This window comes from Roseomonas sp. TS2 (genome assembly GCF_058833935.1).
Genome location: NZ_JCACVY010000002.1, coordinates 79,357 through 93,233 on the forward strand (window position 1 = coordinate 79,357; position 13,877 = coordinate 93,233).

General features: G+C 69.1%; 12 protein-coding genes and 1 riboswitch. Of the genes, 4 read left to right on the top strand and 8 right to left on the bottom strand.

All coding sequences use genetic code 11. The annotated features are described in order from the left end of the window. Positions 1-180: 180 nt before the first annotated feature. The 7 genes from ACZJYS_RS00955 to ACZJYS_RS00985 all read right to left on the bottom strand — a co-directional run bounded on the left by ACZJYS_RS00955 (position 181) and on the right by ACZJYS_RS00985 (position 8,810). A complete protein-coding gene (locus ACZJYS_RS00955; protein ID WP_493175233.1) occupies positions 181-897 on the bottom strand; it encodes a CbtA family protein in 717 nt (238 codons plus the stop codon). An 8-nt stretch (positions 898-905) separates the two neighbouring features. Further along, positions 906-1,094, bottom strand: a complete 189-nt coding sequence (locus ACZJYS_RS00960) for a CbtB domain-containing protein (protein WP_493175235.1) — start codon at positions 1,092-1,094, stop codon at positions 906-908. Positions 1,095-1,131: 37 nt separating this feature from the next. Next, positions 1,132-1,348: riboswitch (cobalamin riboswitch) on the bottom strand. Between the two features lie 85 nt (positions 1,349-1,433). After that, positions 1,434-2,339 carry a cation diffusion facilitator family transporter gene (locus ACZJYS_RS00965; RefSeq protein ID WP_493175237.1) on the bottom strand — a complete coding sequence of 302 codons (906 nt, stop codon included), beginning with the start codon at positions 2,337-2,339 and terminating at the stop codon, positions 1,434-1,436. 193 nt (positions 2,340-2,532) lie between these two features. Continuing rightward, positions 2,533-2,907: a hypothetical protein gene (locus ACZJYS_RS00970; protein WP_493175239.1), complete on the bottom strand. Its 375-nt coding sequence runs from the start codon at positions 2,905-2,907 to the stop codon at positions 2,533-2,535. A gap of 66 nt (positions 2,908-2,973) precedes the next feature. Continuing rightward, positions 2,974-6,219 (bottom strand): efflux RND transporter permease subunit, encoded by a 3,246-nt coding sequence (locus ACZJYS_RS00975; protein ID WP_493175240.1) that lies wholly within the window; start codon positions 6,217-6,219, stop codon positions 2,974-2,976. Positions 6,220-6,234: 15 nt separating this feature from the next. After that, positions 6,235-7,488 carry an efflux RND transporter periplasmic adaptor subunit gene (locus ACZJYS_RS00980; RefSeq protein WP_493175242.1) on the bottom strand — a complete coding sequence of 418 codons (1,254 nt, stop codon included), beginning with the start codon at positions 7,486-7,488 and terminating at the stop codon, positions 6,235-6,237. Continuing rightward, positions 7,488-8,810, bottom strand: coding sequence for a TolC family protein (locus ACZJYS_RS00985; protein WP_493175244.1), 1,323 nt, complete (start codon positions 8,808-8,810; stop codon positions 7,488-7,490). The genes ACZJYS_RS00980 and ACZJYS_RS00985 overlap by 1 nt, the downstream gene beginning before the upstream one ends. A 787-nt stretch (positions 8,811-9,597) precedes the next feature. Here ACZJYS_RS00985 and ACZJYS_RS00990 point away from each other — a divergent pair. The 4 genes from ACZJYS_RS00990 to ACZJYS_RS01005 all read left to right on the top strand — a co-directional run bounded on the left by ACZJYS_RS00990 (position 9,598) and on the right by ACZJYS_RS01005 (position 12,998). Then, a complete protein-coding gene (locus ACZJYS_RS00990; RefSeq protein ID WP_493175245.1) occupies positions 9,598-10,185 on the top strand; it encodes a hypothetical protein in 588 nt (195 codons plus the stop codon). Between the two features lie 165 nt (positions 10,186-10,350). After that, on the top strand, positions 10,351-11,130 hold the full coding sequence (locus tag ACZJYS_RS00995; RefSeq protein WP_493175246.1) for a response regulator transcription factor: 780 nt from the start codon (positions 10,351-10,353) through the stop codon (positions 11,128-11,130). Positions 11,131-11,168: 38 nt separating this feature from the next. Further along, on the top strand, positions 11,169-12,455 hold the full coding sequence (locus ACZJYS_RS01000; protein WP_493175247.1) for a sensor histidine kinase: 1,287 nt from the start codon (positions 11,169-11,171) through the stop codon (positions 12,453-12,455). A 210-nt stretch (positions 12,456-12,665) separates the two neighbouring features. Then, a complete protein-coding gene (locus tag ACZJYS_RS01005; RefSeq protein WP_493175249.1) occupies positions 12,666-12,998 on the top strand; it encodes a hypothetical protein in 333 nt (110 codons plus the stop codon). A gap of 297 nt (positions 12,999-13,295) precedes the next feature. On the opposite strand, the gene ACZJYS_RS01010 is transcribed toward ACZJYS_RS01005, so the two are convergent. Next, positions 13,296-13,841, bottom strand: a complete 546-nt coding sequence (locus ACZJYS_RS01010; protein WP_493175251.1) for a hypothetical protein — start codon at positions 13,839-13,841, stop codon at positions 13,296-13,298. Positions 13,842-13,877: the final 36 nt, after the last annotated feature.

The following is a 13,877-nucleotide window of genomic DNA, read 5'->3' on the forward strand; positions in this document are numbered from 1 at the left end:
TCGTGAGATGGCCAGGAGGAGGGGTAGGAGGCCGTTCCGGCAGCACTCGCTTCGATGTGCTCGGCACCCGCCTCCCGATGAGAAATCTTAGCCCCTACTTGGTACCCCTCCAGCACCGCCCAGGTCTGCTCCAGCCCTTGCGAGTTCAAGCTCCTGAGCAGACCCAGGCCAGCTTAGGCTTCATCCCCGCCGCTGGATGAGGCGGCTGTGCAGCAAGCCGACCGCTGCTCCCAGCGTGGCCCAGGACAACAGGCTCACCACCATGGCTGCCGCCACGAACTGACGTGTCAGTTCCTCCGGCACCGCAGGGATCTCGGCAGGAGCAGCAGGCGCCCCGTAGAGGTGCGGCAGGATCAGGCTGAACACCCCCAGCACGGCGAGGGCCGGGTTCTTCCCGTACCGAATCAGACCTAGACCCATGCCGGTGAGCGCGGCCGTTGCCAACCACCAGGTCTGCCTGTCCGTCAGGTCGGCGACCGGCGTGCCTGGCAGCTTCGGCGGCAATCCCATGGACGGCGCCACGCTGAAGACGACGAAGCCCGCCAAGCCCCAGAACAGCCCCTGCTTCCAGTCAATGTTGGTTTTCACGAGGGACAGGACCGCCACCAACATCAGCCCGTATCCGATGCTCGTCAGCAGATCGGCCGCCAGCGTGTAGACGGTGCGTTCAACACCGTCCTCTGGCGACCAGGTTTCCGCCTCATGGTGCTGCGTGCCATTTCCAGAGGCTGAGTGTTCCTCCGACGGCATGGAGCTGGATTCCGGCGCCTGCTCGTAGGCCTCGGCGGCCAGGATGACGGGCACCGTCCTCAGCTGATGGCCGACCGTCGCAACGGTCCCGGCCAAGGCGCCCGCGATGAGCGCGACAGCGAACAGCTGCCTGATGTGGGAGAACATCTCGCGCCTCAGTGACAAGGAAAGCCGTTGGAGTGGCGCGTGTCGTGTGCCGCGTTGTGCAGGAGGTCGTTGTGGGCGAAGCCGACACCCCAAACGAGGAAGGCCCCGAAAGCCAGCGCGACGATGCTGGCGACGGCGCGACCTGCGCTGGACGTTGTTGCCGATGGCGCTGCCGAACCGGCGGATTGAGCATGCATGACATTGTCCCCGTCGGCGCACCCCGCGCCGACCAAGAAGGTTGACCATGCACCGGCAGGTCTCCTGGCTCACAGGTCGTTGCCGATACTCCTGCCTTCCCGGTGCCAAGCGGCACCAGTGACCTGCCCAGGGGCAGACGAAGCATCGGCGACCTGTCCACAGTTACGGGGGTAGCCGCCGACTTGGCCTGGTGAGAGCCGCACGGCGTTCCCTTTTATCCCGCTCGCGCGAGACCGGTGCCGTGGCAGCGTATCGTTGAGCACGCGCATTGGGCAAGCGAGCACCATCCTGCCGCCGGTCGAACTCGCAGATGAATGACGGAATAGAGGGACGCCCCCTCAACCATGGGCATGCCCCTGTTCCGGCTCGCCCCATCTGTCCTCGGTGACCCCGCCGTGCGCGTCCGCTAGTTCGGCCTGGACAGTCACGTGCGTGATGCCGAACCTCTCCCTGAGCATGGCACCCAGCACGTCCTCCAGCCTGTCCTCCCGGGAGAGCGAGGCGTCGACCACGACGTGCGCCGACAGCGCGACCTTGCCACTGGTCAACGCCCAGACATGGAGGTCGTGGATGCCGCGGACCCCGGCCGTCCCGCTCATGGCCTCCTCGACGGCATCCAGATCGATGCCGCGCGGCACGCTCTCCAGCAGGACGTCGATGGCCTCCGACAGCAGGGTCCAGGTCCGCGGGAGCACCCAGAAGGCGATGCCGATGCCGAGCACCGGGTCCACCCAGGTCCAGCCGGTGGCCCAGATGACAAGGGCGCCGACGATGACCGCGACGGATCCGAGCAGGTCGCTCCAGACCTCCAGGTAGGCGCCCTTGACGTTGAGGCTGCTCTCGCTGCCCCCGGCCAGGAGGCGCATGGCAATCCAGTTCACCAGCAGCCCGAAGGCCGCGACCGCGAGCATGCCCAGGCTGCCGACCTCCGCAGGCTCGCGGAAACGCTGGTAGGCCTCGTAGAGGATGTACAGGGCCACAAGGAAAAGCAGCGAGGCGTTGAAGGCGGCCGCGAGGATCTCGAAGCGGTGGTAGCCCCAGGTGCGGCGCCGGTCGGCCGGTCGGCGGCCGACCCGGATCGCGACAAGGGCGACCGCGAGCGCCAGCGCGTCCGTCAGCATGTGCGCCGCGTCGGACAGCAGGGCCAGGCTGTTGAAGATGTATGCGCCAGCGACCTCGGCGAGGAGGAAGGCGGCCGTCAGCCCCAAAGCCTTGGCCAAGGCGGCCGAGTTGGCGTTGCCCACGCCGTGGTCATGACCCTGTCCCATCCAGATCTCCAGCAGGGACCCAATGTGGTCCACCTGCGCGGGTGGATCGCACCTCCAGCCACTGGAGGTTCAAGCCCTAAAGGAAGGCCGGTAGCAGCCGCCCAGGCACTTTCTCGCGACGGCGCGGAGGCCGCGGCGCCCGGAATGGACGACGCGGCCCCCGCGAGGCTCAGTAGCGCGCTTGGCCGCTGCGCCCGGCGGGGTTCTTGACCTGCAGGGTCACGGAGGCGCCGCGGGCAGGAGCGGTCTGAGCCGTTCCGGCGAGGGTGTTCTCAGCGCCCGGCGCCAACTGCACGACCTGGCGCCCCTGGCCGGAGCCGACGAGCGCGGACACCGTGTAGCCCGCCGACGGCACCGGCTTCCCGGCCTCGTCGTAGAGGTGGACCGTCAGGGTCCGGTCGGACACCAGCAACTCGGCATGCACGCCGACGACGTCCTGCATGCGGCCGCCATGGGCGCCTTGGTCGCTGTGGCCATGGGACTGCGCCAGCGCGCCGGTGGAGAGGGAGGCGGCCGCCAGGGCCGCGAGAAGGATGGTCCGCACGTCTTATGTCCTCGTTGGTGGGTGGATTGTTGTCGCCGGGAGGGGCTGGTGCCCCTCCCGCCGGGTTCACTCGGCCGCAGCGTGCTGCGCCCCTGCAGGGACGGCGTCCTCCGGCACGGGCTTCTGGACGCGGCCGAAGCGCACGTAGAGGGCGGGCAGCACGAGCAGGGTGAGCAAGGTCGCGCTGATCAGGCCGCCGATGACCACGGTGGCCAGCGGCTTCTGGACCTCGGCGCCCGCGCCTGTGGCCAGGGCCATGGGGACGAAGCCCAGCGACGCCACCAGCGCCGTCATGGCCACAGGCCGCAGGCGGGTCATGGCGCCCTGGTAGACCGCATCCCGCAGGGACAGGTGCCCTTGCTGCATGAGGCCCTTGATGGAGGTCGCCATCACCAGGCCGTTCAGCACGGCCACGCCGGAGAGCGCGATGAAGCCCACCGCCGCCGGGACGGAGAAGGGCATGTCCCGCAGCCAGAGCGCGAGGAGGCCGCCGGACAGGGCCAGAGGCACCCCACTGAAGACCAGCAAGGCGTCCCGGACCGATCCCAGCGCCGCGAACAGCAGGACGATGATGAGCAGGAAGCAGGCGGGCACCACGACGGTCAGGCGGTCCCGGGCCTTGGCCAGGTTCTCGAACTGGCCGCCCCAGGTGATGGTGTAGCCGGGCGGCAGCTGCACCTGCGCCTCAACCTTCGCCCGCGCCTCGGCCACGATGGAGCCGATGTCGCGTCCGCGGGCATTGGCCTGGATGACGACGCGTCGCCGCCCCTGTTCGCGGCTGATCTGATTCGGCCCCTCCACCACGGTGAGGCTCGCCAGCTGCTGCAGCGGCACCGAGGTGGCGGGCCTGCCAGCGATTGGGGGCAGCGGCACCGGCAGGTTCCGCAGCGCTTCGAGGTTGTTGCGCAGGCTTTCCTGCAGGCGGACGACGATGGCGAAGCGCCGGTCGCCCTCGTAGACCATGCCCGATTCCCGGCCGCCGACCGCCGCAGCCAGCACGGCCTGGACGTCGGCGACGCTCAGACCCCGGCGGGCCACCTCCGTGCGGTTCACCGTGACCTCCAGGAAGGGCAGGCCGGTAGCCTGCTCGACCTTCACGTCCGCAGCGCCCTCGGTGCCGTTGAGGATCTGCGAGATCTGTCCGGCCACCTGCAGCATCGGCCCGTACTCGTCGCCGAAGACCTTCACGGCGAGGTCGCCGCGCACGCCTGCCAGCAACTCGTTGAAGCGCATCTGGATGGGCTGGGTGAATTCCAGAGCGTTACCCGGGATGCCCGCGACCGACTGCTCGATGCGCCGGACCAGCTCCGCCTTGGGAAGCGACGGGTCGGGCCACTGGTCGCGAGGCTTGAGGATGATGAAGGTGTCCGACGCGTTCGGCGGCATCGGGTCGGACGCCACCTCGGCCGTGCCGGTCTTGGAGTAGATGATCTGCACCTCGGGCAGGCGCGAGATGCGGCGCTCCAGCACGGACTGCATGGCCTGGGACTGCTGCAGCGAGGTGCTCGGGATGCGCAGCGCCTGCATCGCGAGGTTGCCCTCGTCCAGCTGCGGGATGAATTCCTGTCCCAACCGCGAGAACAGGCCCAGGGACCCCACGAACAGCAGCGCGCCCACCGCGATCACGGGCAGCGGTGCCCGCAACGCGCGTCCGAGCGCCGGAGCGTAGACACGCTTGAGGCCCCGCACGATCCAGACGTCCTTCTCCTGAACCCGGCCCGTGATGGCGATGGCGATGAGCGCCGGGACCAGGGTCAGGGACAGGACGAAGGCGAAGGCCAGGGCGATGATGACGGTCAGCGCCATCGGGATGAACATCTTGCCCTCGACACCCGTGAAGGTGAGCAGGGGGGCGTAGACGAGAATGATGATGCCCTGGCCGTAGAGGGAGGGCCGGATCATCTCCTTGGCGCTGTCGGCCACGGTCTGCAGGCGCTCGCTCCGGGTGAGCAGGCGCCCCTTCTCGTGCTGCCGCTCGGATAGGTGGCGCAGGCTGTTCTCGGTGATGATGACGGCGCCGTCGACGATCAGACCGAAGTCCAGGGCACCCAGCGACATCAGGTTGGCCGAGATGCCGCCGCGCACCATGCCGAAGGAGGTCAGCAGCATGGTGACGGGGATGACCATCGCCGTGATAATGGCGGCCCGGATGTTCCCCAGCATCAGGAACAGGATCACCACGACGAGGAGCGCGCCTTCGCCGAGGTTCTTGGCGACCGTCTTGATGGTGGCGTCCACCAGGATGCCGCGGTCCAGCACGGCTGTGGCCTCGATGCCGACCGGCAGGGTCCGCTTGAGCTCATCGACCTTGGCGTGGACGGCGGCGGCCACCGTCCGGCTGTTCTCGCCGATGAGCATCAGGGCGGTGCCGACCACCATCTCCTGGCCGTTGCCGCTGGCGCTGCCCGTCCGCGGGGCCTGACCGATGCTGACCCGCGCGACGTCGCGGAGGAGGATGGGCGTGCCCTCACGGGTGGTGACGACGACCTGCTCCAGCTCCGCCACGGTGGTGACTCGACCGCCCGAGCGGACCACCAGCCCTTCGCCGCCGCGCTCTACATAGCCCGCGCCGGTCGAGACGTTGTTGCGCTCGATCGCGGAGGCGAGGTCGCTGAAGCTCAGGCCCAGGGCGATGAGGCGGCCGGGATCGGGCTGGACCACGTACTGCTTGGTGTAGCCGCCGATGGCGTCCACGCCTGCGATGCCCGGCACGTTGCGGACCTGCGGTCGGATGATCCAGTCCTGCACGGTCCGCAGGTAGGTCGCCCGATCCGCCTCCGTGGCTAGGCGCTCGCGTTCCGGCGTCAGGTAGCTGCCGTCGGCCTGCCAGCCCGGCGTACCGTTCGGCTTGACGTCGCCTGGGGTGCGATCGGCGAAGCGCACCGTCCACATCGTGACCTCGCCGAGGCCGGTGGAGACCGGCCCGAGGCGGGGTTCCACGCCTTCCGGCATGGCCTCGCCTGCCTCGATCAGGCGCTCAAGCACCTGCTGGCGGGCGAAGTAGATGTCGGTGCCCTCGGTGAACACCGCCGTGACCTGGCTGAAGCCGTTGCGGGAGATGGAGCGCGTGCTCTCCAGCCCGGGGATGCCCGCCAGCGCCGTCTCGATCGGGAAGGTCACCTGCTTCTCGATCTCGTAGGGCGAGAGCGAGGGCGCGACGGTGTTGATCTGCGCCTGGTTGTTGGTGATGTCCGGCGTGGCGTCGATGGGCAGGCGCGCCAGCGACCACGCGCCGATGCAGGCCGCGATGACGGCCAGCAGCACCACCGTCCAGCGGTTGCGGACGGAGAAGTCGAGGATGGGTCCGATCATGTCAGGTGGTGCTTCTCAGTGCGCATGACCGGCTTCGGACTTGCTGAGCTCGGCGCGGAGCGAGAAGGCATTGGCCACCGCGATCTCCGTCCCCTGATCCAGCCCGAAGATGACCTCGTAGCCGTTCGCGTCCTCGCGCCCGACCTCGACCTCGCGCAGCTCGAATCCTTCCTCGTTCCGCACGAAGACGACCTTTCTGCCTTCGACCTCCTGCACCGCCTCCCGGGGGACGAGCACGTCCACCGGCTGCTCGGCCGTCGAGAGGTGCGCCGTGACGAAGCCACCTGCCCGCCAGGCGCCGTCGGCATTGGGGATCTCGGCCACGGCCCGGGCCGAGCGCGTCTCGGGATCCAGGACCGGGCTGAGGAAGACGATCTTCCCTTCCGCGCGCGCGTCTCCCTCGCCGGTGACGAGGACGGTCTGGCCCTGGCGCGCCATCGGCACGTCCCGCGGCGGGATCGTCAGCTCGACCCAGAGGGTGGACAGGTCGGCCACCGAGAAGACCTCTGCGTCGGCTGCGACCGCGGCACCAAGGACGGCGTTGCGCGCCGTCACCCGGCCCGCGATGGGCGCGCGGAGTTCCAGGCGCCGCAGGGTGGCGGCCGGTTGGCGGGCCAGGGCAGCGACCTCGGCATCCGGCAGACCGAAGGCGGCGAGCCTGGCACGCCCGAGGTCGACCTTGATGCGGGCGTCCTCGGCCGCGGCGCGGGCCTGGAGGAACTCCTGCTCGGCGGAGATGCGCTGCCGCCAGAGGCGCGCCTCGCGAGCCAGTGTGGTCTCGGCCAGAGCCGCCACGCGTGTCGCCGCCAGGAACTCGCCCTTGGCGTCGGCCACCTCCCGGCTCTCCAGCACGGCCAACACCTCGCCCTTGGCGACCTCGTCGCCCAGGGTCTTGCGGACCTCTGACACGATGCCGCCCAGACGTGCCGTGACACGCGCCTGCCGGTCCTGGCTGGCGGCCAGGATGCCAGGCACGGCGGCCCGGCTGACCAGCACGCCCGATCCGACCGGAGCCACGCGGATCCCGGCTGCCTCGACCTGCTCGGCCGTCATCTCGATGTGGCCTTCCTCGCCCTCAGCGTGCTCTCCGCCCTCGGCGTGGCCGTGGCCGTCACCTTTCTCGGCTGCGGCGGGTGCAGGGGCTGCACCGACAGCGGGCGGCACGGGCAGGCCGATCAGGCTGCGGGTGGTCTCCGGAATGGAGGGGAAGACAGTGGCGACCGCGAGACCGCCCAGGGCGGCCCCGGCCATCAGGGTCATGCGGAGCATCAACGGGCATTCCTGGTCTGGATGTTCGTGGGCTGGTGCGACACGGCGGGCATCTCGCCCCGCAGGCGCTGCACGGTCGCGCGGATGGTGTGGAAGTCGCGGTAGGCCTCGACCAGCTGCGCGCGGGTGTCAGAGAGCGACCGCTGCGCGTCCAGGACGTCCAGGAAGCCGAAGCGGCCCTCGCTGAACCCGCCCGACGCGAAGCGAGCCGCCTGCTCGGCAGACGGCAGGGCGGTGCGGCGGAGGCTCTGCACGGACCGCCATGCGAGCGCCAGGCGCTCCTCCGCGGCGATCAGCTGGGCAACGAGCGCGCTGCGGCCCCGCTCGGCTGCCGCCTCGGCCTGGGTCAGTTCGGCATGGGCGCGGGCGATGCCGCCCTGGTTCCGGTCGAAGAAGGGTAGCGGGATGGAGGCGCCCGCGACGAAGGCGGTCTCGCCTGTGTCGCCGAACCGGCGCACGTCGGCGTTCACGCTGAGGTCGGGCACCGCGTTCGAACGCTGCAGGTTCAGGTTGGACCGCTGCTGGGCGATGGCCGCATCCAGCCGGGCCAGCTCGGGGTTACCTGCCAGGCGCGCCAGGGGATCGGCCTGGGCTGGACGTGTCGGGGCTGGCCCGACGTCCTCGAACCAGGGCTGACGCGGCGCCAGTTCGACCCGCGACACGCCGATCAGGACGGCCAGATCGGCCAAGGCGATCTCGACCTCGCGCTGCGCCCGTTCGGCGGCGATGTCGGCGGTGACCCGCACGACCTCCGCCCGCTCGGCCTGCAAGAGCGGGTCGCGACCCGCCTCGACCCTGCCGCGGGCGGCCCGCAGCGTCTCGGCAGCAAGGCGTGCACGCCCGCGTTCGACCTCGGCCAGCCGGTTGGCGGCCTCGGCTGCCGCCAGGGCGGTGACGACCTCGCGGGCGACCTCCAGGCGTACCCCGTTGAAATCCAGCTCGGCCACGGCTGTGTTCCGGGCCGCGTAGTCCATCCGGGCACCGCGCTTGCCGCCCAGTTCGATGCGCTGGGACAGGCCGATGGTGGTTTCCAGGGTGCTGAAGCCCCGATTCTCGTTGCGGCCACCGAAGCCACCGAAGTTCTCGAAGGAGGTGTTCAGCTCCGGATTGGGACGCAGGCGTGCCTGCAGGGCATCCGCCTGCACGGCCTGCCGGGCGGCTCCTGCACCCCGGAGGGCCGGTGACACGCTGAGTGCCGATTCGACCGCTTGCTGGGGCGACGTGATGATGAGCGGGGCGGCAGCCGAACGCGCGTCCTGCGCGTGGGCCATGGCCGGAGCAGCGGCGAGGATCGCCGCCAAGCAGAAGACCTTGATTGTCATGGAAGCACCTGAAAAAGCGAGCCGTAGGCAGCCCACGCAGGCACTCCGTCAGGAGGCCAGGCGTGGCCGACAGGAACAGGCAGGCTTCAGGCGCGAGGTGGTTCGGTCGGAAGTTCCGATGGTCCGGGCACGAGGGCATGTGCCGGGGCTAGGGAGGCCCTTGAACAGCCTTCGCCTACCGAGGGACCGGTAGACACCATGAACGGGCGAAGTAGTGCGACATGTCCGCAGAACGGGCCGTTGAGGTGGCAGGGCACGAAGTCCGGACGCGCCGCAGGCTCGTCGTCGGCGCTGTCCGAGAACACGGCCTCGATGGCGCCCACAGCTCCTGTCCCCGCATCGTCCGCCGCGTGGGCGGGGATGACAGCGAGCAGGATCGCCAGCGCACAGAAGATCGCCATGATCCCCGCGCGGAGCGCCGACACGACCGACGATGTGCCCTGGGTCCACATGCCAGAAGCGGGACTAGTCGATTTCATCGGGCCTGTCACGCGAACGGTCATGTCCGGCCCCAGCCCACGCGTTGCCAGAAGCCCAAGCCCGCGCTCGACGGACGGGCGCGGCCAGGAGCGCGGGGCCTGAGGCGAGGAACTGAGACACAGGGGGCATTCGTACCGGGACTTCCTCCTTGGAAGGTCGCCATCTACCACGCGCCATCGCCCCGGGTACCCGCCAACTGCCGCCGTCACAAAACGATGCGGCCCCGTCAGCGGGCCATGAAAAACCGCCGCTAGCCTTCCCTCAGCGGCACGGGCAGCGCTCCTGCCCGCCATATGGGAAGGACCCAATGATGCTGAAGTTCTTACTCGCGGCAGGCGCCTTGATGGTGGCCTCCACCGGCCTGTCTGCCCAGGAAGCCACCCTCCGTTGCCCCGCGCCCGGCAGCAAGGTCGAGCGGACCAACCTGCCGACGATCGCCTACCGCGGCGCCGACCCCACGTCCCCCCTGGTCTGTCTCGACCAGGCGCGGCAGCCGCGGTTCCTGGGCTACTGGAGCACCCAGTCGGCCTTCTTCAACGCCGGGGGCAAGCAGCTCCTGTCGACCTTCGCGGAATGGAAGGGCGGCCCGAGCCGCGTGGTCAACATCGACTACTTCGGCAGCGACCGGTACGGCAACAGCACCACCGCCAACGAGAAGTGGCAGATCCTCGGTCAGGAGCAGGTCGACGTGCACGCCGGGTCCTTCGACGCGGTGAAGGTGCGCCGGATCTTCTCCGTCGTGGGGACAAGCTATGTCTTCACGGAAACCCTCTGGATCGACCGGGCGAGCGGCACGCCGGTCAAGTCCGTCGTGGACCACATGAACGCCACCATGAGTCCCGACGTGACCAGCTGGCAGGCTACGGAGGTCATCGCCCGTTCGTCAGGCTCCTGACCGCCGCGCCGGGTCCTCTGGATGGGAGCTGCCCCTGTGCCGATGGCATGGGGGCAGCTCCTTCTTTGTGATCCACGGCAATAGACAGTAACTTGCTTCCGGCGGCAGTGCAGGTGATGGCTCCCGGAAACACCTCGAAGTAGTGCCGGATCAAGCGCCAGAAGAATGAAGAACTCGGAGCAAAGTTATATCATAACGAGCCAGGATGACCCGCCGGTACTGTCTGGCGAAGGGTTCAGCATCCTCCTCGTCGAGGACAACGGCGATCTCCGTACCCTTCTGCTCCAGATGCTGCGGCGGAGCGGATTCCGCGCCAATGGAGCGAGGAACGCCGTCGAGATGCGGGAGATCATGAGCGGCAGCCATGTCGACCTGCTCCTCCTCGACGTGATGCTCCCCGGCATCTCCGGTTTCGAGATCTGCCGGGAGATCAGGGCGAAGAGCACCATCCCCATCATCCTGCTGACCGCCCTCGGCGAGGCCCATGACCGGGTCATCGGGCTGGAGCTGGGGGCGGACGACTACATCGTGAAGCCGCCTGACTCCCGCGAGTTGGTGGCGAGGATCCGGGCCGTGCTCCGCAGGCGCCAGCGGATGACGCCGGAGGAGCAGGACGCCAAGCGCGACCGGGCGGAGTTCCGGGGGTGGCTGCTGGACACCCGGCAACGTGAGCTGACCGCCCCGGACGGCAGCAGGATCGAACTCACCAGCGGCGAGTACGACCTGCTCCTTGCATTCGTGGAGCGCCCCCAGCGCATACTCTCGCGCGAACAGCTCCTCGACATCGCGCGTGGCAGGGCGCTGGGTGGCCTTGAGCGGTCGGTCGACGCCCAGATCAGCAGGCTGCGCACGAAGCTCGGCGGACGCGGCTCCGGCAGCGAGGAGGTCATCAAGACGCTGCGGGGCGCGGGATACATGCTCGCGGCGCCGGTGGCTTGGCGTTGACGGCGCCGAGGCGCCCGCGGTGGCTGAACTCCTTCGCCTTGCTGATCCTCGCGCCCGGAGCGCTGGCGCTCGTCGTGCTGCTCGGGGTCAGCCTAGTCCTACACGGCTACATCCTCCGCGGGGCCGCTGAGCGCGGCGCGGCGGAGGTGGCGGTGTCCCGCATCTACTCGACGGTCCGGCAGATCTCCTCGCTCCCACCTGACGAGCGGACAGGCGCGGCCAGGCGCAACTCCACCCCTGACATGGAGGTGGAGTGGTCGGCGCGCACGGCGGTGCCCGACGGCAGCGACCTCGACGACGACCTCAAGGCCATTGTGTCCGGGCCACCCGAGTGGCGGGCCGTTCGTGTCCGACTGGATGCGTCGGGCACCTCCGGAAACGTTCAGGACGTCGCGATCAGCGTCCAGCTGCCGGACACCACATGGGTGAACGCCAAGCTCCAGGCTGTCTCGCTGCTCACCGCCGACGATGTCGCCTTCCGCATCGCCATCATCCTGACGGCGATGACGCTTCTGGCGCTTGCGGCCTTCGCTTCGCGCTTGATCGCCAAGCCCCTGGCCCTTCTGGCCGTCCGCGCGCGGAACCTGCCTGCCGATGGCGTCCTCGAACTGGACGGGCTTGGCTCGCCCACTGAGGTGCGCGAGGTCGCCGAGGCTCTTGAGGCAGCGACGTCCCGGGCCAGGGAACTGATGCAGCAGAGGTCGCTGGCCCTCGGCGCCCTTTCGCATGACCTGCTGTCCCCGCTGGCCCGCATGCGCCTCAGGGCGGAGGACATCACCGATTCCCACGCCAGGGGCCGCATGCTCCAGGATGTCCGCGAGATGGCCGAGATGGTGACGGACGTCCTGGCCTACCTGCGTGGACGGGAGGGCGGCGGGGAAGCTGCGATCCGGATTTCCCTGGTCTCGCTGGTCCAGGTGGTTGTCGATGAATGCGTCGAGGAAGGCGCCACCTTCGAGGAGCGTGCCTACGAGGATACCACCGTCGTCGCACAGCCGACCGCCCTGAAGCGTGCCATCAGGAACGTACTCGCCAACGCCTTCAAGTATGGGCGCTCTCCCTGGGTGGAGGTGCTCCGGCGAGGGGACGAGGCCATCGTGGCCGTGGGGGACAGCGGCCCTGGCGTGGCGCCCCGCGACCTCGAGCGGGTCTTCGAGCCGTTTTTCCGAGCCGACGAGGCGCGGGCCGCAGGCGAAGGGAGCGGCCTCGGCCTGCCCACCGCCAAGGCGATCACCGAGGCGCACGGTGGCCGCCTGGAGATGCAGAGCGTCCAGGGCATCGGCACGGTGGTCAAGCTCACCCTTCCAAGCGCCCGGGCGGCCTGACGGCGGCCCTGCAGCCGCAGATCAGCGGCACCTCCAACTGGTGCCCTGGTCCAGGCAGCAGGCCCATCGGTCGGCCTACGCCGTTCCTTGGCTGCCGCGGCTCCAGTGAGCCTCTCCGTAAGAATTCGATGCAATCCGGTCAGGCCACCGCAAGATTGGACCCGTAGATCATCGGGGCCAGCGCAACGGGCGCTGTTCACACAGGAACCGATGATGCCGAAGTCTGGACTGATGTTGGTCGTTGCCCTCCCTTTTCTCATGACGGGCTGCGCGGGCCTGGATGGGTCGCCCTCGTACCCGCGCGTCGTTGCCAACGGCGAGAACACGGTGATCGACTACGGATCAGGACCGAGGAGCAACGTCATCGGCGGCGGCACCGTCGCCCTGTCGGGCGGGGCTGGCGAGAACCTCACCATCACGTACTTCGACCGCTCCAAGGCGCAGATGGCTCCAGCAGGCATGACCCCGGTCTTTGCCCGACAAGGGGAAAACACGGAGATCGTGTGGGTTCCGGCGCCGTCCAACGCCCTGGCCGCGCGGTGAATGGGCGGGCGCTGCGGCACTCCGACCGTCACCGGGCGGCGGCATGATCCCTGACGCAGGAAGTCAGGCCGCATGCCGCCACCGTCCGCCTTTGGTCTCCATGACTACGATGCGGACATTCCGCTTCCGGCCAAACTCAGTCATCGAGGCTCTGCATCCGGATGAAGCCGTCGTCCGACCTGCGGCAGCGGTCCCAATTACCCCGTCAACATTTTTGCCGGCGCGCTCGCGTGGGAGGAGATGCTCGCCATCATCTTGATGATCCGGGGCCTTCCCGTAAGCGCCGGTGTCAGGCAACTAGTCCTTCGCACCGGCTCTCCGGATGGCGTCGAGGTCCAACTCTCCGCGAACGCCCCATCCGGACGCGTCGGTCGACACTTCTGGTCTGAAGCGTTCGTACAGCCGGAAGCCGACCCGGTTCAGCTCCTCAGGCTCATACCGGGCCGCCAAAGCCTTCATGGCTGCCCTGACCTCAGGCAGGTGCTTGCCGAACGCTCGGCTAACATAAGCGTCGATAGGCGCCGCAGGAGCAGGCTTTCCAGCACCCGCATCCGCCAACACTTGGCCGTCCTTGTCATGGGCCAGCGGCACGTCCTTGCCGAACAGGCGGGTGGTCTCCCGCGGCTTCGCCGGAACCTCGGTGTCGTGGTGTTCGGCGTCCTCGGTTAGACCCAGGCGCCGGGCCTTGGCGCGGGCGGCGGTGCCCGCGACGTGGCTGGCGAGGCTAAGCGCCGTCTCCGGAGGGTGTCCGAGGCGCTCGGCCACCACGGCCGCCCAGAGGGTCAGCACCGGCGCCCGGTTCACCCGGATGGGCTGGGATGCCGACGTCCTGTCCTTGGCCATGCCTCCGCCTCCTATATGCGGCGCCCGCACACGACG